This is a genomic window from Desulfonatronum parangueonense (assembly GCF_054656975.1).
In genome coordinates, this window is record NZ_BAAHXH010000003.1 from 3,142,285 (window position 1) to 3,162,115 (window position 19,831).

The following is a 19,831-nucleotide window of genomic DNA, read 5'->3' on the forward strand; positions in this document are numbered from 1 at the left end:
ATTCATTTATAACACAAACAGGAAAAATTATGAAGAATGTTACAAATGAAAAGCCCGGAGCGGCTAACTCCGGGCTTTTTGAAAAGAATCATGACAAAAACACTAATAATATACTTTTATCTAAACATAATGTCAATTTGCCACACTCTTCAAAAGATGTCAGCCGTCCTCTCGAGGCTCAATCTTTGGAGATTACCAGCCCACCTTTGCTTTCACCGCTGGCTCTGCCAGCCGGTGGTATACTGAAACAAATTGTTGAGCTTGCAACTCGCAGCAGCGAGGCAGACCCAGCAGCTGTGCTTGCGACTATCTTGACTAGGTTCGCTGCAGAAATCGGAGCGAACCCTCATTTTAAAGTTGGCGATGCCACGCACTTCGTACGGTTCTTTGTAGCAATCGTCGGATCAACCTCTAAAGCGCGAAAAGGAACATCCGGAAGTTGCTTAAAGTCGCTATTTGAAGACTCAGTCATTAATTGCACCGGTGGCCCCTTATCAACCGGAGAAGGTTTGGCTTATGCGGTGCGCGATGAAGTTAAGGCTTGGAAATCAGACAATAAAGGGGGTGGTTCATGGATTACAGTAGATCCAGGCATTAAGGACAAGCGACTTTTTGTATTGGATGAGGAGATGGGGGCAGGGATCAGATGTACCAAACGGGAGGGAAATACACTGTCTATGGCTCTACGCTCTTTTTGGGATCATGGAAATTTTTCGCCACTGATCAAACGTGATCGAACCACAACAACAAACGCACATATATGTCTGTGTACACATATTACTGTAGAAGAGTTGAAAAGTACTCTCCCAGAAATTGAGGGATTCACAGGTTATTCTAACCGATTTCTATGGGTGTTTGCTCGACGTCAAAAACTGGTTCCAATGCCTTGTCCGATGCCAGAAAATGAGGTTGAAGCTGCTCGGAGTGATTTGAGGCAGCTTGTTGAGCATGCTCGAACAGTTGGTCGTATGCAAATGTCTGCCAGGGCTACTGAATTCTGGGTTGGAATATATCCGCAACTAAGCAATGATGGGTATGGATTAGCTGGAGCAGTGACCAGCCGGGCTGAAGCTCAAGTTATCCGAATTTCAATGGCATATGCACTGCTAGACGGTTCGATAAATATTGATTTGCCTCATCTTATGGCGGCGGTTGCTTTCTGGCAATATTGCGAAGATACAGCCATGTATATTTTTGGCAATAATGTGGCAGACCCTGTCCAAATGCGCATACTTGAGGGGTTAAAATCAAAGCCGCTAACGACTACAGAAATCAGCAAACAAATTTTTAAAAACAATCTGAAATCTGCGCAATTGCAAAAAGCTTTATCAGAACTTACTCAGAAAGGCTTGTTGATTTGTTCAACCGAAACCACTGAAGGGAGAAACAGAAATATCTATTCGCTTTCATTGATGAATAAGAAATAAGGTACCTGTGCCCCAAGCCTTACGCATCCATCTCAGGGTGCGTAGGGCTTATTTTTATTAATGTTAACCATTCAGACTATAAATAATTACATATTGAAAGCAACTTTATGTTCTGATCATGTAACTAATACACCAGCCTGCTCCGGTAGTTACAAAACATCTTCCGTTTTCACATATATGTCTGCTATTTGATCTATAAATTTCCAACAATCAATACCAAAAATCACCTGCGGTTCGTCAGGAAACATAATTAAAGCTAGAGCAAGCTCGCGATTTTGAAATCTTAAAATAGTATGTATTGCATTCAATTTAACATCAGGAAATCAACGATTATTAAACTTATTTAGTATGATACTTGCAAGGAAACTCGCGCTATCTGTGTTCAATCCATCCTCTAAACACCATAGGCGTTCTGAACATGTTTGAAGTAATTCATTTTCTTCAATTTAAAACTTCTTATCCTCAATAAAATGTAAATTGTTTGTACAAAGATTTGTTGAACATACATTTTAATATAAATACAATATTAAAAAGTTTCAAAAAAATTACGGCAAAATGTTAATTTAATTTAAAATAATATATTTATTATGATACCTTCTTGTCCATATAAGTATTATGTTGCTTTTCTGTTAATCTTTTTAATAATTTTTTAAAAAAAACTAAAAAATGAATAATAAATCCCAAATCAGTATTCAGTCGCACATGGGACTGATAGCCAATTCCCCAATTGAAAATCTTGTGAAATAAATTAAAAGATATATTTGTTAGTGTTGAAGATGAGGGCTATGTCTGTGTAATTTCGGGTCCTCGTTATCATACATCATATCCTCATTTCGGCGTAATAATTCGGACCAATTACGATCGATATCTTTTTCATGTTTGGCCACGATTTCTTGAGCGTAATTTAGCCAAACACACAAATTTTCTTGATTAACATTGGCCTTTGCAAACACTTCCTGTATTTTTTCTAGTTTTGCAGCCAGAACTTCTTTCTCCCGTTCCAACTCGTTAATTCTGGCAAGCTGCTGTTGCATGCGTTCGCTTTCAAGGCGCAAAGCCAAATTCTTTGCAATGGCTGCCTGGGCCATTTCGTGGGCCTCATCAATATGCTGCTGTGCCTTGAACCGGGTGATGACCATCCCGATCTGTGGCTTTGGAATATCAGCAAGTTCTTTGTTTAAAAGCCCATAAAATTGTTTCACTTTTGCGTGCTTCGCCTTTGACTTCTTTTTACCACGTATAAGCCCGTGTTTCCCCCCAACCTGAGCGGCGAAATCATCCTGCATTTTGGACATTTTAGCTGGCCCGCCAAACCTATCTCTGGCATTCAACCTGCTGTTAAAAATTGGCGTCAGAAATACGCAAAGATGTGGTGTTTTTTCGTCATGATGGATAACGGCAGAAACTACGTTTTCCTTTCCAAATTTATTCCCGATCCAGCGTAAAGCGTCCATAAAATACTGTTGTGCTTCCTTGGGTTCCAAAGCTCCCGGAGAATATGTTACCAAAAATTCGATACAATAAACAGCATCTTTGCGTATTTTGGATTTTCGGTTCAATTCATCAATCCGCTTTTTAACTGCCTCGTCAACCTTTTTTGCAGTCCTCTCCCCGTAGACTGCGTTATCTTGACGTAAGTCAGGGTCGGCATTCGGCGTTTCAATCTCGCGGAATGCATGCCTTGCGGATTTAACAACTTCTCCACGTTTCAGTTTCTTTATTCGTAAAATGGCGTATGTTTTTTTCATACATACATTATAACACTTTAGAAAATTTTTGCAAGCGATTAATCAGTACATGTTGAATATCATATCATCTACGCTCTGCCTGTGGCTTTATCTGATCGTGATTAACCATCAGCATGTTCATGTGATTGCTTAATAGTAGCGCCAGGCTCGAATTAAGGAGAGCCGAACCATGTGAATCCCTCAGAGTAGCTTAGAGCCATCGATTATATATTACAGCTCCGAACAAAGGTGACATTCGAGGAAAATGCCGTCGAGATGTTAGGCGTATGTATTAAGAGGGAGATTGATCAATGCTGGTCTTGACCGCTCCAAGGAAGCAGGGAATTGGAAGAAGGTGTTAATTTCGTTTGTGCGTAAAATTTGTGAGGATCAGGCCCAACCATCTTAAGCCTGGGAGTTTATGATTAAAGGCCACGATCACTTCCCCTGTGGCCAGGGAAGCGACCAAGTATATTTTTCAGCTTTGGAATTGTCAGTGATGAGTGTGTCGATACCTCGAAAGAATGCTTGGCTGATTCATGAATTCGTAACCTTTCTGTTTGGATATCTGGACTGATTTATGATGTATTACTAATGACTCTCATTGTATCGTTCGCGGGAGTTTTGCAAGCAAAAGTACTCACTACACATCGTTCCGATGTCGTGAGCGCTTGCAGCGGGCTTTTGGGACCGCGCATGTTGCCGGTCTTAATTACGTAAAGGGGGTTTACTTCAGGTTCGTGCTTAATTCGCCGGGAATCGTTCAAAAAAACAAAATTGTGCTGAAGGCGAGATTTTGCTGTATAGGAGGTACAGCTGCTTATTTAAAAATAGTTATAAGTACCTTATAAATTGGAAAATAAGCAGCATGTTATAAATCGTTTAATTAGTTTTTTTCGTTAGAAGAGAACACATATGAAATTAGCGTGATGATGACTGCCGTCTTGCGGATGAGCAAGAAGGGCTTAAAATTATGTATTTGGGATGTTTGCCCAATTTATCAAACAGGAGAACCGTAAAATCATCGAAAAATAAAGCAAAACATCTTAATTCATTTTATTAGAGACATTAACTCAGGACGATTTTTCAAAGCAGTTTTTATCTTATTAACTTCATCATCAGGTATGCTACGTGAAGACAATACGGATGATATTATGTCTATTGCTCTCTCTTTATTTGATTTATTCTTCTTTTTTACATCTTCAACAATATTTACAAAATCTTCAAAAGACAAATCCTCATTCGATCTATTTTTTAATTGTTTTTTTACATCGTTATAAACACTTTTTTCAAGCCAATATCCATCTACGTTTTTGAGCATAGCTGAAATAATACTTGAAAATTCATGCCTATCTTTAACTTTATCCGATAACCAGTCCTTTGTTCCGACCCGTGAATATGAATTCCCAATGTTATATCCAATCTTATGCTGAAAAGAATCTTCTAGCTGTAAAATCTTTGCATCAAGTAAGGTTTTGTAATGGTCAACTTTGAAAGCAATGGATAATTTTAAAAAAGCACAATAATCATTATCGAGACCTTTATCCTGCTGCCTATATAAAAAAAAATAATCTGGCTCATTGTTGTTAATAAGTCGTTCCATAAAATCACGTAACTTATTCATTCTAGATTGGTCAGCAAAATTAAATTTTAATTCATTATTATCATACCTTAATTTGAAAGTTTCTCGCTCTATCACGGCTTTAAGTGGCCTTACTGGTGAAATTGAAATATAATGCGCTGCACACTGACCGTTCTCACGTATGGCTAAATCACAACTCTGTGTCAAAACTATAAAGAATTTGTTCTCAACGTGAGACACATAATATGGGAAATATTCTGACAGAAGATCCTCGAGCCTTGAAGTTCTATGTAAAACATCGCCTTGTTGAAGACGATTCACATCAAGTTCGCAGTAAGTAAAGTGGAGGCTCATTATTTAAGGATTTTTAGCAAACGTTTATGTTGTTCACGCAAATTAGCAACTTTTTTGTTGTATGTGACGGTGTGATATAAAGAATCTTTTCTTGTAGGAATGTAATCAAAAGATAAATATTTTTCAAAATATTCATCTTCTTTGGATTTAATATTGATAGAAGATTGAGTGCAATTCTTTATCGATCGATAACCAGCTGCTTTTAAATCGTTAATAGAAGTAGAATCTTTTGGTTCCATTATCTTTTCCTTTACTCTAGTTTAAGATTGTAAACATTATCTAATAGAGATAAAATTTCATCTTTTAATATTATTGGGTCATGGCTTGATAAAAATTCTAGTGCTTCATGAGATCCCTTCACATCTTTATGCACATTAACATGAATTATTATCTTACCTGAAGAATCATTTTGAAATGTTAAATAAATTTCTTTATCGTTGAATAGAAATCCCCTTTTTATCTCAGTAGCAATAATTAAAGCTTGATTATCTGATAAATCATCAATGTCATTTAGATTAAAAAAACCAGCTAATTTATCGTTAATATCTTCTTCAATAAATTGATAGTTAAATCCAGTAGCCGTAATTGGTGTATGTCCAAGGATCTGGACACTCTTCATTGCAATCTGCTGAGATTTTTTTATTGATTCATCTAAACTATCATCAGGCTGTGTAACAAGCTTGTTATGGGTAACAATCAACTTTATTCCATCAAAGCGCATCCTCGGTGGGAGAGTAGGATTTCCAAAAGGCATTTCTACAGTGATTTCAACAGATTTAGTTAAATGTTCCGTGAGCCAATTGGGATTAAATATTCGAGAGTTCCAGGCTCCAACAACAACTGTTGACAATCCATCGACATCAATCTTCATAATCTATCCTTATATAATCAAGATTGCCCAAACCGTTGCCCACAATCAGCCAAATAGCTGTAAAATTTGAGATTTATAATTTTATCATAGATTAACTCAGGCATCAAGTCCCCTTGCCATAATCTGAATTTTATTAATACTATGTTATCATTTTGGAGCAAACTGTTCTCATCAGTAACTACTCACCACAGAGAAATTTTCAAAAACAGGACCCTCGACGGCTGATATGGAATTGACATAACAGTCTGGATGCTCATCAATATCTGTTCTGTGCTTCCGCTGGGGCTCCAGTCAGCCGTCGCCCACGATTTATAGGGCAAGAGAGGCTGAGCCCGTCATGGCATGACTAGCCACCCTGAGTGGGCCTGCATGAAGGGCTTTGGTGCTCGTGCCATTATCAAGGGGAAAGGAGAACCAGTGTCCGGTTATGAATCATGAAGGCACGACATACGACGTCCCCCCGAAGGAATTCATAAAGGAGAGATTTCTCAAAAATTGTTGGGTTTAGAGTTGGGCTGGAATTTGATCAAGAAAAAAGGGATTACGATTTTCATCGTAATCCCTTGAAATTTCTGGTAGCGGGGGGAGGATTTGAACCTCCGGCCTTCGGGTTATGAGCCCGACGAGCTGCCATACTGCTCCACCCCGCGTCAAAGAAAATTATATTTACTGTTTTGGCGCAGCCATGTCAATGTTTTTTTTTGCAGCTCTACAGCGCATCCGTTTTTTGGTCCTTCACCGCTTCTGGTTTCCGGATTACCGGAATGACTAATCACAGCAAGCCCTTTCCACATCAGTCATGCCGACAAAAACCGGCGCTATCGCTGACAAGGTTGAAGCCGAACGGCTGGATTTGCGAAGTTGAAAGATTGAGGGATCAGCGGACGAATATCAGTGGTTCGCCTGCTGTATCCTGAATGCGGTAGCCGGAGGTTTCGATTTCCAGGCGCAGCCGGTCTGCTTCGACGTAGTTCTTTTGCCGACGGGCATCGTCGCGGAGAGTGCACAGCGTGCGGACGTGTTCCGGAATGTCTTTTTGGCGGCAAGGAATGATGGTCCAATCCAGCAGCCCCAGGACTTCATCCAAATGGCGTAAAAGATCCATGCAGGCCGCGGCTTCGCCGGAATCGAGGCGACCTTGGTTGATGGCCGTGTTGATGTCCCTGGAGCACTGGAACAATGTCGGCCAGAAAGCGGGGAGGTTGAGATCCTTTTCCAGGCAATCCGTGAAGGACTGTTTCACGTTGAACAGCAACTGCCCAATGTTCTGACTGATGTTCTGACCGACGCTCCTGTTCAGAGCAGGTGCCCTGGGCGACGAATCCGTTTCGGACATGGCATGCAGCCGGACTAATGTCTGTTGAATCCGCTGTTGGTTTCTGGACCACATTGCCAGATTGTCCGCCGAGCACTGCAGAGTGGAGTGATATGAACCTGAGAGCAGCCAGAAACGCAGGGCCAAGGGATCGAGTCCTCCGCCCAGGAAGTGCGTCAGCGAACAATCCTGTGCCGGCTCGGCACAAAGGAAAGACTGGGCTGTAATCCAGGCCTGGGGCTGGAAATTGGCCGCGCCGCGCCAGATGGAGGAGAGATTTTCCAGGTGGGGGAATCTATGGTCCTCATCGCCGAGGACCAGGGTCAGTTCGGGCGACGAGCCCTGCAGAACGGCTCCGGCCATTTGCAGGTACCAGCTCGGTCGCACGTTGCCCCATTCGGTCTGGAGAAAATACCCGTCCTTGAGTTCGGCGAGGGAGGTGCGCTTGAGCAGCGTAAAATCCCGGGGATTGTCCTTGACGTAGCCGTCCAGGTCCACGGTCATGCCGGACCGCAGCTTTTCCGGATCAACACCGAGCAGGGAGCCGTAGTTCTTATCACGGAGTACGTCGAAATACACCGAACGCAGCTTTTCGTAGCCGAGTCCCTTGCTGAGCAGTTTCCGACACGCGGACATAAGCGCCGGAATGTCCCGGCCGGCCGGGATAAAGCGAACCGTATCGCTGACTCCCAGCAAACCCGCCAGCTCGCTGATCCCGGCCAGAATTTCTCGGCCCGATTCATCCAGACTCTTGCCCGCAATGCGGGCCGCGGACACGGCCCGGTCGTCAAGATCGGCAACAGCCACCAGCACTTCGGCCTGGATGTCCTTCTGCCGCTGAAACCTGGCCAGTACATCCAGCAGGACAATCCGCCGCCAGGCGCTGATGTCGGCCCACTGATCCAGGCTCGGACCTGGAGTGAAAAAACGCAGTCCTGTCTTGCCAGGGCGTAGAGAAACCATCCCTCGCTGTTTCAGGTCGCGAACCTGGACCCCCTGCTCCTGGGGCGGGGAGAAGAGGGGAGTGCTCAGATACCGAATCCCGCCATCCGGGAATATGGTCACCACCAGAGGCTGTCTCGCTTCCTGATCAACCTGCTGGTCCAGTTCCCGGGCCAGTTGCAAAGCCCCGCTCAGAGCCGCGCCGGAACTCATTCCAGCGAAAATTCCCTCCTGGGCTGCCAGTTTGCGGCACAGGTCAAAGGCTGACTCATCTTCCACGTTCAGAATTCTGTCCGGAGCATGCTTGTCGTAGATTCCCGGCGGATACGACTCCTGCATGTTCTTGAGCCCCTGGATCTTATGGCCGGCAAAGGGCTCCACCGCCACGATGCAAATCTCAGGATTGAGTTCCTTGAGCCGCTTTGTCAGCCCCATCACGGTTCCGGAAGTGCCTAGCGTCGCCACGACATGGGTTACCCGGCCTTCGGTTTGATCCCATATTTCCTGGGCCGTGGTCCGGTAATGGGCGGCGATGCTGGCGGGATTGTTGAACTGATCCATGAGCACGTACCGGTCAGGGGCTTCCCGGTGCAGCCGGTAGGCCTCTTCAATGGCCCCATCCGTACTCTGATGACCGGGCGTAAGATGAATTTCCGCCCCATAGGCCAGCATGATTCGTTTTCGCTCTTCAGAGGCGGATTCCGGCATGAGCAGCTTCAACTTGTAGCCCTTGACAGCGCAGACCATGGCCAGGCCAATTCCGGTATTACCGGATGTGGCCTCGATGATCACCTTTTCCGGCGTCAAGATTCCGGATGCCTCGGCCTGCTCGATCATGGCCAGGGCCACCCGATCCTTGATCGAACCTCCCGGATTGAATTCTTCCAGCTTGGCCGCGATCCGGACCCGCGGGGCATAAGGATTCAGCCGACCCAGGGCGACAAGAGGCGTGCGGCCGATGAGGGAAAGGATGTGGTCGTGAATCATGGGGCAAAAGATGTTTGGTCTGGAGGATGATCTACAGATAATCCTGGTCGATTGCGGCCTTGCCGTCGGCGTTGACCAGTTTCAGGAAGCGGGTCATGCGTTCGTCGATGGGGACGATGGGGTATTGGTTCTTGCACATGTCGCAGTGAGCCAGGGCCGGTTGCGTGGGCGATGCAAGCGGGAGTTCACGGCCGCAAAAAGGGCACGGATAGATATAGATGATTTCCATGCGCACCGGCTTGACCGGCAGCATGGCTTTTCTTCCAGTGTTCATGGCTTTTTCCGAGCAGTTCCGGATGAATCTTCCGCGGCGGCCGCCTTGGCCTCGCTTGCCTCAGCGACACCATCATCTTTGTTCGCTTCGGGAAGAAGGGACCGGCATTGGGACCAGAGACCATCCAGGTTATAGAACTTCCGCATTTCCTCCTGAAAGATATGAATCAGGATGTCGTTGCCGTCAACGAGGATCCATGAACCTTCGGAATACCCTTCCATGCCAAGATAAGAAACGCCATTTTCAGCGAATTTTTCCAGAAGCCAATCCGCCAGAGCCTGCGCGTGCCGCGGCCCCTGGGCCGTGACGATGACCATCACGTCGGCCACGGAAGAAAACGGGGAAACATCCAGGACGTTGACGTTCCCGCCTTTCTTTTCTTCAAGCCACGCGGCGATGGCCAAGGCTGAATCCCTGGTTTCGGGATTGGCCGTCTTGGACTGTTCCCGGTCCGTCGGATTGAGGGTATCTTTTTTTGATAGCGGTCGTGTCATGGTTATCTCCTGCTTTTTTGACTACCCTGCTCCGTCATCGCTGACAAGATGCAATCGAACAGCCGCCAGGGCAAATTCGTTCTCAGGGCGTAGCTACTCAGCAAATACACTATTGGTGACTTGCTGGCACTGGATTCCGGCTTTCGCCGGAGTGACGTGTTACATCCCAACCAAGTATTTCAGTTGGTTAACTCAGAACAAAATAACTTCCCCAAAGGTCGGGCGAGGAAATTTCCCATGCAAGATTCCCACCTGCGCAGCGTTTCATGATCCAGCTCCTGGGACCAAGCTCCAGCCGGAACTTGGTCCCGATGCGTTACTTCGTTGCCGCACAGGGGTGCGGCGCTCCCGGGATTTGCTCCGTTGATTGCCGCAAGATATTGAGCAGTTATAGAACAAAATTATGGTTCTGCACCAGCAGCCGACGAAGTTGTCGACGCGTAACTACTCAATAACTCCGGGCAGTGAACCATAGAAAAAACACCTGGACCCCGGCCTGCGCCGGGGTGACGACCGAGAGAAATCGCTTTCGAGGTACTCTACTCCGTCATACCGGCGCAGGCCGGTATCCAGGCAGCACGGATCCGCGGTGGTTGTTTGCCCTGCCTTATTGAGCAGTTACGTCGACGCTGCCAAAAAAAACGGGCAATCCTCCAAACAGGAGGATTGCCCGGGAGCTTTTTTTTGCGTTGCGGCAGATGCGCAGGCTAGGACGATCCCTTGGTTTCCTTGGATTCCGCGGACTCTTTGTCTTTCGAGGAAACTTCGATTTCCTCAGGCTCCGTTGTTGCCTTCTTGAAATTCTTGATGGCTCGGCCCATGCCGGACCCAATTTCGGGCAGCTTGTTTGCACCGAAGATGACCAGGATGATCACCAGCACCACGATGAGTTCTGTCATGCCAATTCCGAACATGCAATCTCCTCCTTAAGAAACATTTTCAATTTCTACTCCGGCTTGAACAAGAGGTCAATGATTCATGCGCAAAAAGATTCCTGGACATTTCATCCGGTTATGATAACCTGAATTTTCCCTTTAAACCATCGGCGTCCCTTTTCTCACCACAAACAAAGGCATTGCGCATGCATGCGAAAATACTTGCCTTTCCAGCCAGATCCTGCCGCTTCTCAGTTGTTGACAAATGTGCCAAGGACGACATCCTTCATCCTCTCGGCTCCAGGCGCCTGCAATGCCGAATACTTACGGCATGGGAAACTGCGCACTCCGGGATGCTGGACACGGCGGAGCAGTACGCGTTGACAATGGAGGAGTCCATGACCTTTTTCGCGGAAAATACTGTTTTGGACCTGGAGCCCCTACTGCTTTGTCCACAGTACCGCCGTGCGGGAACAGACTCTGAACTGGATTGCATCTTTTTGCATGGCCATTTATGTATCAAGGCGCTGCCCTCCTGTACCGGGGCATGCAGAAGTTTTACGCTACGTTCATCCGGACTGCCGAAAGAACCGGAGCATCATTAAACATGACGTCTCAACCGAAAGAAAAGACCTTCCAGCACCGGCAACACCCTCTGATCCTTAATTTCCCGAATTTGCATCCGGAAATGGAATCCGCGGATCTTCTTGAAGGTCTGCCTGAAGAGGTGCTGTTTCTTGATCCGGGCACCAGTGAAATACAATCCGAGAAAAGATGGCGTCCTTCCAACCTGCCTCTATCCGAAGAGTCGGCGAAAATTTTCCTGCGGGAATCCGCTTCATTTGCCATGGAACGCGGTCGGAGCGTCGGGGCGCTCAAAGCAGCGGCAATGACCGGGGACGATTTTTATTCCCAAACGGTCTTCTCAATTCAGTCCAAGCTCACGGGGGGAGCCGAGCCGCGAAGGGAGGATCCCGCTCTGCGCTCCCAGCAGACCCTGTTGCTGGCGTGGCAACATGAAGAACAAATGCTCGAAATCCGAAGCATCCAGCGAGGCATTGACGCCGGCTTCACGCGCCTTGAAGAGTCCCTTGGCGTCGGAGACGAAGAGGATCAGGGCGACCTTTCCGGCATCCGCACTGCCATGGCAGCACCGGACCAGGACCAGGCCATAGCCTGGCAGGGCATATTGGAGGCGTTTCTCTTTTTCCTGCCGGAGTCCGCCGCTCTGGTTTCCGGACATCAGGACGTGGCGGACGCTTTGGCGGACACTGCTTCCTGCTCCGAGGAAGAGCTGACCGCACTCCCGGCCCCTGATTCGTTCCGATCTGCCGCCCGCTTGAATAAAGCCCGGATCATCCATGCTCCGGGCTGGAAACTGATGGGCAAAACCCGCTGTCCGGAGCATAAACCCTGGCTCGCGCAGCCGCGATTCATGCTCCTGGTCGCCCGAGGAACCGACCTGGATGGAGATGCCTCTTCATGAGAACCGCTCTGGATGCGGTTATCGATCCGCAACTGAAAGGCCTCGTCCTGGACTGCGACGGGGTCATTCTGGATTCGTTCCATGCCAACATGGAGTTCTACAACACCATGCGCCGGGCCGTCGGCCTGGGTCCCATGAACGCAGAGGAAGAATCCTACGTTCACAGCCATGCGGTTCATGATTCCATGCGTCGGATCATTCCGCGGGAACACTGGAATCAGCTCGATGCCATTCGAAAAAAGATCAACTACGCCAACCTGATGTCCTATCTGCGTCTGGAGCCGGGACTGGAACGCGCCCTGCGCACCGCTCGTTCCAAAGGCTTGCGCATGGCCGTTTGCACCAATAGAACGAATACCATGGGTGCAATTCTGGACCATTACGCCCTGACCGGATTTTTTCATCCCGTGGAAACCGCGGCCACCGTAACCTTTCCCAAGCCGCATCCGGAGGGTTTGCACAAAATTCTGAAGGTATGGGGCCTCAGAAGAGAAGAGATCGCTTTTATCGGCGATACGAAGGTGGATGAACAAACCGCTGTTGCAGCCGGGGTTCGGTTTTGGGCCTACAAGAATGAAAGATTGTGCTGCAACCTGCATATTCCAAACTTTTTCATATTAAGCCAATGGCTGATGAAACGAGCCTGAGGCAAGGAGGGTGAATGGGTATTCTGGCTAACTTTATCATGGCGCTGGCTTTTGTTCTGAACTCGATCCTGAGCATCTACTTCTGGATCGTGATCATTTCGGCGCTGCTTTCCTGGGTCAATCCGGACCCGTACAATCCGATTGTCCGAGCGTTGCGCTCGCTCACCGATCCGGTCTTGAACAAGATCAGAAGGACAATACCCTTTGTCATGATCGGAGGATTCGATCTCTCTCCCATTGTCCTGTTATTGGGAATTCGGTTCGTGCAGATTTTCTTCATCAATTCCCTGTATCAGTTCGCGGCGAGACTGTAATCCGAAATGGATCATGTTCTCGACGGCATTGTTCAGCAGGCTGACAACACTTGGCTGCTGCCGGTCTGGATTCAACCCGGCGCCAGGCAAGACGGCGCCGTCGGAATCATGGACGGCTGTTTGAAGGTTCGCATTGCCGCTCCAGCCGTTGACAACAAGGCGAATCGGTCCCTGACCGCTTTCGTTGCGTCGCTGCTGGGACTGCGCCGCGATCAGGTGCAAATCGTCAAGGGCATGAGTGGAAGAAGAAAAATGCTGCGTATTTTCGCGGAAGTAAAACCTGATTGGGAAAAGTTGTTCCCCCGCAGGCAGAACCTAGAATAACATTTTTACGACAACCTTAAGGAGTGATGCCCATGGAACAGCATGAAGTAGAGCTCATTGGCAAATTGGTGGATGAAAAACCGGAACTTGCCGAATTATGGAATGATCACCAGGAATACGAGAAACAGTTGGCGCGGTTCGAGGGTAAACCTTATCTTTCGCCCGCGGAAGACGCTGAGTTGAAGCTTTTGAAAAAGAAAAAACTGGCGGGCAAGACAAAAATCCAGGCGATCTTGGACAAGCATCGTCAAACGGAGGCCTGATATGGAAAGGACGGGGGCGCAGATCCTGCTGGAGTGCCTGCTCCAGGAAGACGTGGACGCGATATTCGGATTTCCCGGCGGAGCTGTCATCGACATCTACCACCACCTGCCCGATTATCCGAAGCTACGGCATTTTCTGGTCCGCCACGAGCAAGGGGCCATCCATGCCGCTGACGGATACGCGCGGGCAACGGGCAACGTAGGGGTTTGTCTGGTAACCAGTGGACCGGGGGCGACGAATACGGTTACCGGAATCGCCACCGCCTATATGGATTCCATCCCCGTCGTCATCATTACGGGCCAGGTCCCGACACCCTTGATCGGCAACGATGCGTTCCAGGAAGTGGACATCGTCGGCATCTCCAGGCCGTGCGTGAAACACAACTACCTGGTCAAGGAAGTGAAGGACCTGGCCTGGATCATCAAGCAGGCCTTCTATCTGGCCCGGACCGGACGCCCCGGCCCCGTGCTTATCGACCTGCCCAAGGATGTTCTCCAGGCTAAAAGCACATATGAATATCCCGAGTCCATCAGCATGCGCAGCTACAATCCAAATCTCGCACCGAACCGTCGACAGGTACGCAAAGCCACGGAATTGCTGCGCAGCAGCAAACGACCGCTGGTCTATTCGGGCGGCGGCGTCATCTCCTCGGACGCTTCAGAGGAACTGACCTGGCTGTGCCGGAACCTGCGCATTCCGGTCACTTCCACCCTGATGGGCCTCGGCGCTTTTCCCGGCGACGACCCGCTGTGGTTGGGCATGCTGGGAATGCACGGCACCTACGCGGCAAACATGGCCGTAGGGCACACGGATCTGCTTTTGGCGGTGGGAGCGCGGTTCGATGACCGGGTCACCGGCAAGATCAGTTCCTTCGCCCCTTCGGCCCAGGTGGTGCACATCGACGTGGACCCCACTTCCATCCGCAAGAACGTCAACGTGGACATCCCCATCGTGGCGGACTGCCTGCATGCCCTGCGCGCGATCCGCGAAGAGCTGGAGGTTTGCGCGGACTGCCCGGACTGGGCCGAAGTGCATGGCCCCTGGCTGAACCAGCTTCAGGAGTGGCAGCAAAATCATCCCTTGCGTTATTCCTTCAGTGATGAGCCCATCAAGCCGCAGTTCGTCGTCGAAAAGATCTATGAGCTGACCAAAGGCGAGGCGATCATCACTACGGAAGTCGGGCAGAACCAGATGTGGGCGGCCCAGTTTTCCAAGTTTCACCGCCCGCGGACCTTTCTCACCTCCGGCGGTCTGGGAACCATGGGTTACGGCTTTCCCGCGGCCATCGGAGCCCAGGTGGCCTTTCCGGACAAGCTGGTGATCGACATCGCCGGCGACGGCTCGATCCAGATGAACATCCAGGAAATGGCCACCGCGGTGAGCTACAACATCCCGGTAAAGATCGTCATCCTGAACAACGGCTATCTGGGCATGGTCCGCCAATGGCAGGAGCTTTTCTATTCCAAGAACTACTGCGCCACATGCATGCATATCAACCCCGACTTCGTGAAGTTGGCCGAGGCTTACGGAGCCCGGGGATACCGGGTGACCAAGGCGGCGGACGTCGAAACCGTGCTCCAGGAAGCTTTTGCGACACCCGGGCCGGTCATTGTGGACGTGGTCGTGGAACCCGAAGAAAACGTCTATCCCATGGTTCCGGCCGGCGCTGCGCTGACCGACATGCTGCTGGTGTAAAGGAGGCCTCTCATGCGTCACGTGCTGTCGGTACTAGTGGAAAACGAACCCGGAGTGCTCTCCCGGGTTGTCGGCTTGTTCAGCGGCCGGGGGTTCAACATCGAAACCCTCAATGTCGGCCCGACCCTGGAGGACGGCATTTCCCTGATGACCATCACCACTTCAGGGGACGAGCAGATCATCGAGCAGATCACCAAGCAGTTGCGCAAACTCGTCACCGTGGTCAAGGTCGTGGACCTGACTCATCTCCAGTCCGTTGAACGGGAAATGGTCCTGATCAAGGTCAACGCGGAGGACGATCGCCGGGCGGAAATCCTGCGCATCGCGGACATCTTCCGATGCAAGGTCGTGGACGTGAGCAGCAACGACCTGACCTTGGAGATCACCGGGGATCAGGGCAAGATCAAGGCCATCGTGAGTCTGCTCCAACGCTTCGGCATCAAGGAATTCGCCCGCACGGGCACCGTGGCCATGCGCCGCAGCATGCAGATGGAATGATCAGCGGTTCTTGATAATTACCCCAAGGATGACTACGAAACCTGCATTGCAGACGGGCGCAACGTCTTGCGCCCGTAAACCGTCTTACATCAGCACGTATCTTGAGCATGAAAGGAGTAGGAATGCGCGTATTTTATGAACAGGACGCCCCCCTGGAACCATTGGCCGGAAAAACCGTAGCCATTATCGGCTATGGCAGCCAGGGCCATGCCCACGCCCAGAATCTGCGGGATTCCGGCTGCAATGTCGTCATCGGCCAGCGCGCCGGTGGTGAAAACTGGCAATTGGCCAAGGAACACGGCTTCGAGCCTATGAGCGCGGCAGATGCGGCCAAGGCAGCCGACGTAATCCAGATTCTCGTCCAGGACCAGTACCAGCCCAAGGTCTACAACGAGGAAGTCCTGCCCCATCTCAAGGCGGGGAAGACCCTGGTTTTCGCCCACGGCTTCAATATCCATTTCAACCAGATCCTTCCTCCCAAGGATGTGGACGTGGTCATGGTCGCTCCCAAGGGTCCTGGGCACCTGGTGCGTCGCGAGTATGAGCGCGGCGGCGGCGTGCCTGCCCTGATCGCCGTGCACCAGGACGCTTCCGGTCACGCCTTGGCCACGGCCCTGGCCTATGCCCGCGGTATCGGCTCAACCCGTTCCGGCGTGCTGCAGACCACCTTCCAGGAAGAGACCGAGACGGACCTGTTCGGCGAACAGGCCGTACTTTGCGGCGGCGTCAGCGCCCTGATCCGGGCCGGCTACGAAACCCTGATCGAGGCCGGATATCAGCCCGAAGTGGCCTACTTCGAATGCATGCACGAGTTGAAACTGATCGTGGATCTGCTTTATGAGGGCGGATTCAAGAAAATGCATTATTCCATCAGCGATACCGCGGAATACGGCGACCTGACCCGTGGCCCGCGCCTGGTGGACAGCCGGGTGAAGCAGGAAATGAAGCGCGTTTTGGAAGAGATCCAGCAGGGTCACTTTGCCCGGGAATGGATCCTGGAGAATCAGGCCGGGAGACCGAGCTTCTACGCCCTGCGCCGCCAGGTGGAAGAACACCCTATCGAGGAGGTCGGAGAGCGCCTGCGGGGCATGATGGCGTGGCTGAAAAAATAGCTGCGCTACCCGGTTCCTGAACCGCGCCCGCCGGATGGAACGCATGTTTGATCCCACCTTCGAAATTTCCGAAGGTGGGATTTTTATTTTGGCATCCCGGTGATCAAAAAGATTTACCTGGTTCAACTTGGCATTGTTGCTCAGGCGTGCAATCTCAATAGCAATAGCAATCGAATTGTAATCGATAACACTCCATTTTCATAATCTGTTTTTAGCGATTTCGATTTCGATTGCGATTGCGATATCGAGGTTTGTGAAAGCGCTGTCTGTTCGCAATAAATTCATCAGTGCAAAACCCGGATACCCTCTACCCGTCTTACGAAGGATCTCGATATGCCTGGAGCGGACGCAAGTCATGGACATGTTTCCTGCGATTATCAAGCCCTGTTCAATTCCATTGTCCAACGCATTTCCACCCAGGACAGCTTTCAGGATATCCTGCCCACCATTGAACAGGACCTGCTCCGGTTGTTGCGGGCTGAACGGCTTACAATTTATCAACGCCTGCGCAACGAGCAGGAAATCGTTTCCAAGTTCAAGACCGGCAACGAAATCAGGGAAATCCGCCTCCCTCTCTCGCCGACCTCCATAGCCGGGTATGTCGCCCTGAACCATGCTTCCCTGCTGATCAGGGACGTGTACGATTCCGACGAGCTTCAAGCCATCCATTCCTGCCTGCGCTTCAATGCCGCCTTTGACCGCCAAACCGGTTTTCGGAGCAGATCCATGGTGGTGGTTCCCATCCAGCACAAAAACGTCGGCCTTGGCGTGCTGCAACTGCTGAACTGCACCAGTGCACCGGTGTTCAGCGACGTTGACCTGCGCAACGCCCAGAAGATCGGGATGATCGTCGGCCGCCAGTTTTCCTATGAATTTCATGGCACCAACGGGCCTTACGAATACCTTGTCCTGAAAAAAAGAGTCTCTCGGGAAAGACTTGACGAACTTCAGCACCGGGCCGCCGCGGAACAGGTTTCCATCTTGCACCTGCTGATCACGGATGCCGGCTTGCGGCCCGAGGAAGTCGGGTACTCCCTGGAACAGTTCCATCAGGTACCGTTCATGTCTTATGATCCGGAAATCATCCCTGCGCTGCATCTCGTGGACGGAGTTTCGGAACAGTATCTGCGCAACAACAACTGGCTGCCCATTTCCGGGGATCACCAGGAGGTGGTTATTCTCATCGACGATCCCACGGACAGCCAGCGTATCCAGGAGATCCAGAAAATCATCCCCGCGGACAGATACGTTCTGCGGATCGGACTGCCCGAGGATATTCAGCGCTATCTTCGCCATGATCTGGACAGATCAGACGAGGCCGGCATTTCCGATCTCGTGGATCGCCTGGAAGAGGAAGGCGGAGATCTGAAACGCGAAGAACATTTGGAAGACGCGTTAAGCGAAAACACGGCAACCGTGATCATCCTGGTCAAAAAGCTGATCCAGGAAGCGCATCGCCAAAACGCATCGGATATTCACATCGAACCCGAGGGAGGCAATCTGGGGGCGCAGGTCCGGTATCGAGTGGACGGCCTGTGTCATCCGACCCTGAAGATACCCGCAAGCCATGTCCGGGCGGTCATTGCCCGGATCAAGGTCATGTCCGGTCTCGATATCGCGGAACGCCGCAAGCCCCAGGACGGCAAATGCCTGGTCCGCCTGGGCGGCAAGCCTCTGGAGCTGCGGGTCGTGACCATGCCCACCGTGCATGGAGAATCCGCTGTCTTGCGCCTGCTTTCCGCTAGCGAAGCCATGCCCCTGGACCGTCTGTCCCTGTCGTCAAAAAATCACGAACGAATCCTGAATATCGTCTCCCGGCCCCACGGCATTTTTCTGGTGGTGGGGCCGACGGGATCCGGCAAGACCACGACTCTGCACGCCGTTCTCGGTCACATCAACCAGCCGGACCGCAAGATCTGGACCGCGGAAGACCCGGTGGAAATCACTCAGCCGGGCCTGCAGCAGGTCCAGGTCCATTCCAAGATCGGTCTGACCTTTGCCTCGGCCCTGCGCTCATTTCTGCGAGCTGATCCGGACGTGATCATGATCGGCGAGATGCGCGACGCCGAAACCGCTCAGATCGGCATAGAGGCCTCATTGACCGGCCACCTGGTGTTCTCCACATTGCACACCAACTCGGCTCCGGAAACCCTGGTCCGGCTCCTGGACCTCGGTGTGGAGCCGGTCAGCTTTGCCGATGCCTTGCTCGGTGTGCTTGCCCAGCGGTTGCTGCGCACCCTGTGCGGCAAGTGCAAGATTCCCTATCAGGCCTCTGAAGAGGAAATCCAATTCCTTCACCGCCATTACGGTGAAGAGTATCTTCATGAACTGCCCTTTGCGTCCGGACACCTGACCCTGCACCGGGCCAACGGGTGCAAGGCCTGCGGCGACAGCGGCTACAAGGGGCGCATGGGGGTTCATGAACTGTTGGTGGGCACGGAGGAGATCCGCTCCATGGTGTCGGCCAACGCCACGGCCCAGGCCCTGCGCAGCCAGGCCATGTCCCAGGGCATGCGGACCCTGATGCAGGACGGGATCCAGAAGGTTTTGCAAGGCTTCAGCGATTTTGATCAGCTCCGGCGGATAGCGGGTTAACGAGCAAAGGTGTATTCCAGGGCTGATACATCCATTCCACCAGAATCA

18 protein-coding genes and 1 tRNA gene are annotated in these 19,831 nt (G+C 50.5%); 10 read left to right on the forward strand and 9 right to left on the reverse strand.

What is annotated here, in order from left to right:
* Positions 1-29 precede the first annotated feature (29 nt).
* Positions 30-1,427, forward strand: a complete 1,398-nt coding sequence (locus ACYQ15_RS14230) for a winged helix-turn-helix domain-containing protein (RefSeq protein WP_459938170.1) — start codon at positions 30-32, stop codon at positions 1,425-1,427.
* Positions 1,428-2,191: 764 nt separating this feature from the next.
* Here the strand turns inward: ACYQ15_RS14230 and mobV are convergent.
* The 9 genes from mobV to ACYQ15_RS14275 all read right to left on the reverse strand — a co-directional run bounded on the left by mobV (position 2,192) and on the right by ACYQ15_RS14275 (position 10,887).
* Positions 2,192-3,175, reverse strand: a complete 984-nt coding sequence (gene mobV / locus ACYQ15_RS14235) for a MobV family relaxase (RefSeq protein ID WP_459938171.1) — start codon at positions 3,173-3,175, stop codon at positions 2,192-2,194.
* A gap of 1,030 nt (positions 3,176-4,205) precedes the next feature.
* Positions 4,206-5,057 (reverse strand): hypothetical protein, encoded by an 852-nt coding sequence (locus ACYQ15_RS14240; RefSeq protein ID WP_459938172.1) that lies wholly within the window; start codon positions 5,055-5,057, stop codon positions 4,206-4,208.
* 32 nt (positions 5,058-5,089) lie between these two features.
* A complete protein-coding gene (locus tag ACYQ15_RS14245) occupies positions 5,090-5,329 on the reverse strand; it encodes a hypothetical protein (RefSeq protein ID WP_459938173.1) in 240 nt (79 codons plus the stop codon).
* Positions 5,330-5,340: 11 nt separating this feature from the next.
* The gene (locus ACYQ15_RS14250) at positions 5,341-5,961 is read right to left on the reverse strand and encodes a hypothetical protein (RefSeq protein ID WP_459938174.1); all 621 of its coding nucleotides are present in this window, start codon (positions 5,959-5,961) and stop codon (positions 5,341-5,343) included.
* Positions 5,962-6,534: 573 nt separating this feature from the next.
* A tRNA-Met gene (locus ACYQ15_RS14255) sits at positions 6,535-6,611 on the reverse strand.
* A gap of 227 nt (positions 6,612-6,838) precedes the next feature.
* The gene (locus ACYQ15_RS14260) at positions 6,839-9,205 is read right to left on the reverse strand and encodes a cysteine synthase (RefSeq protein WP_459938175.1); all 2,367 of its coding nucleotides are present in this window, start codon (positions 9,203-9,205) and stop codon (positions 6,839-6,841) included.
* Between the two features lie 31 nt (positions 9,206-9,236).
* A complete protein-coding gene (locus tag ACYQ15_RS14265; protein ID WP_459938176.1) occupies positions 9,237-9,479 on the reverse strand; it encodes a hypothetical protein in 243 nt (80 codons plus the stop codon).
* The gene (gene rsfS, locus ACYQ15_RS14270; protein ID WP_459938177.1) at positions 9,476-9,973 is read right to left on the reverse strand and encodes a ribosome silencing factor; all 498 of its coding nucleotides are present in this window, start codon (positions 9,971-9,973) and stop codon (positions 9,476-9,478) included. The genes ACYQ15_RS14265 and rsfS overlap by 4 nt, the downstream gene beginning before the upstream one ends.
* 707 nt (positions 9,974-10,680) lie before the next feature.
* Entirely contained in the window at positions 10,681-10,887 is a 207-nt protein-coding gene (locus ACYQ15_RS14275; protein WP_459938178.1) for a twin-arginine translocase TatA/TatE family subunit, read from the reverse strand.
* A gap of 568 nt (positions 10,888-11,455) precedes the next feature.
* Here ACYQ15_RS14275 and ACYQ15_RS14280 point away from each other — a divergent pair.
* The 9 genes from ACYQ15_RS14280 to ACYQ15_RS14320 all read left to right on the forward strand — a co-directional run bounded on the left by ACYQ15_RS14280 (position 11,456) and on the right by ACYQ15_RS14320 (position 19,783).
* Positions 11,456-12,334 (forward strand): hypothetical protein, encoded by an 879-nt coding sequence (locus tag ACYQ15_RS14280; RefSeq protein WP_459938179.1) that lies wholly within the window; start codon positions 11,456-11,458, stop codon positions 12,332-12,334.
* The gene (locus tag ACYQ15_RS14285) at positions 12,331-12,981 is read left to right on the forward strand and encodes an HAD family hydrolase (RefSeq protein ID WP_459938180.1); all 651 of its coding nucleotides are present in this window, start codon (positions 12,331-12,333) and stop codon (positions 12,979-12,981) included. The genes ACYQ15_RS14280 and ACYQ15_RS14285 overlap by 4 nt, the downstream gene beginning before the upstream one ends.
* Before the next feature lie 14 nt (positions 12,982-12,995).
* Complete coding sequence (locus ACYQ15_RS14290; RefSeq protein ID WP_459938181.1) at positions 12,996-13,295, forward strand: YggT family protein; 300 nt, start codon at positions 12,996-12,998, stop codon at positions 13,293-13,295.
* A gap of 6 nt (positions 13,296-13,301) precedes the next feature.
* A complete protein-coding gene (locus ACYQ15_RS14295; RefSeq protein WP_459938182.1) occupies positions 13,302-13,619 on the forward strand; it encodes a DUF167 domain-containing protein in 318 nt (105 codons plus the stop codon).
* A gap of 32 nt (positions 13,620-13,651) precedes the next feature.
* A complete protein-coding gene (locus ACYQ15_RS14300) occupies positions 13,652-13,882 on the forward strand; it encodes a DUF465 domain-containing protein (RefSeq protein ID WP_459938183.1) in 231 nt (76 codons plus the stop codon).
* Between the two features lies 1 nt (position 13,883).
* Positions 13,884-15,578, forward strand: a complete 1,695-nt coding sequence (gene ilvB, locus ACYQ15_RS14305) for a biosynthetic-type acetolactate synthase large subunit (protein WP_459938184.1) — start codon at positions 13,884-13,886, stop codon at positions 15,576-15,578.
* A 12-nt stretch (positions 15,579-15,590) separates the two neighbouring features.
* Positions 15,591-16,076 carry an acetolactate synthase small subunit gene (gene ilvN, locus ACYQ15_RS14310; RefSeq protein ID WP_459938185.1) on the forward strand — a complete coding sequence of 162 codons (486 nt, stop codon included), beginning with the start codon at positions 15,591-15,593 and terminating at the stop codon, positions 16,074-16,076.
* A gap of 122 nt (positions 16,077-16,198) precedes the next feature.
* Positions 16,199-17,188 (forward strand): ketol-acid reductoisomerase, encoded by a 990-nt coding sequence (gene ilvC, locus ACYQ15_RS14315; protein WP_459938186.1) that lies wholly within the window; start codon positions 16,199-16,201, stop codon positions 17,186-17,188.
* A gap of 333 nt (positions 17,189-17,521) precedes the next feature.
* Positions 17,522-19,783, forward strand: a complete 2,262-nt coding sequence (locus ACYQ15_RS14320; RefSeq protein WP_459938187.1) for a GspE/PulE family protein — start codon at positions 17,522-17,524, stop codon at positions 19,781-19,783.
* Positions 19,784-19,831 lie beyond the last annotated feature (48 nt).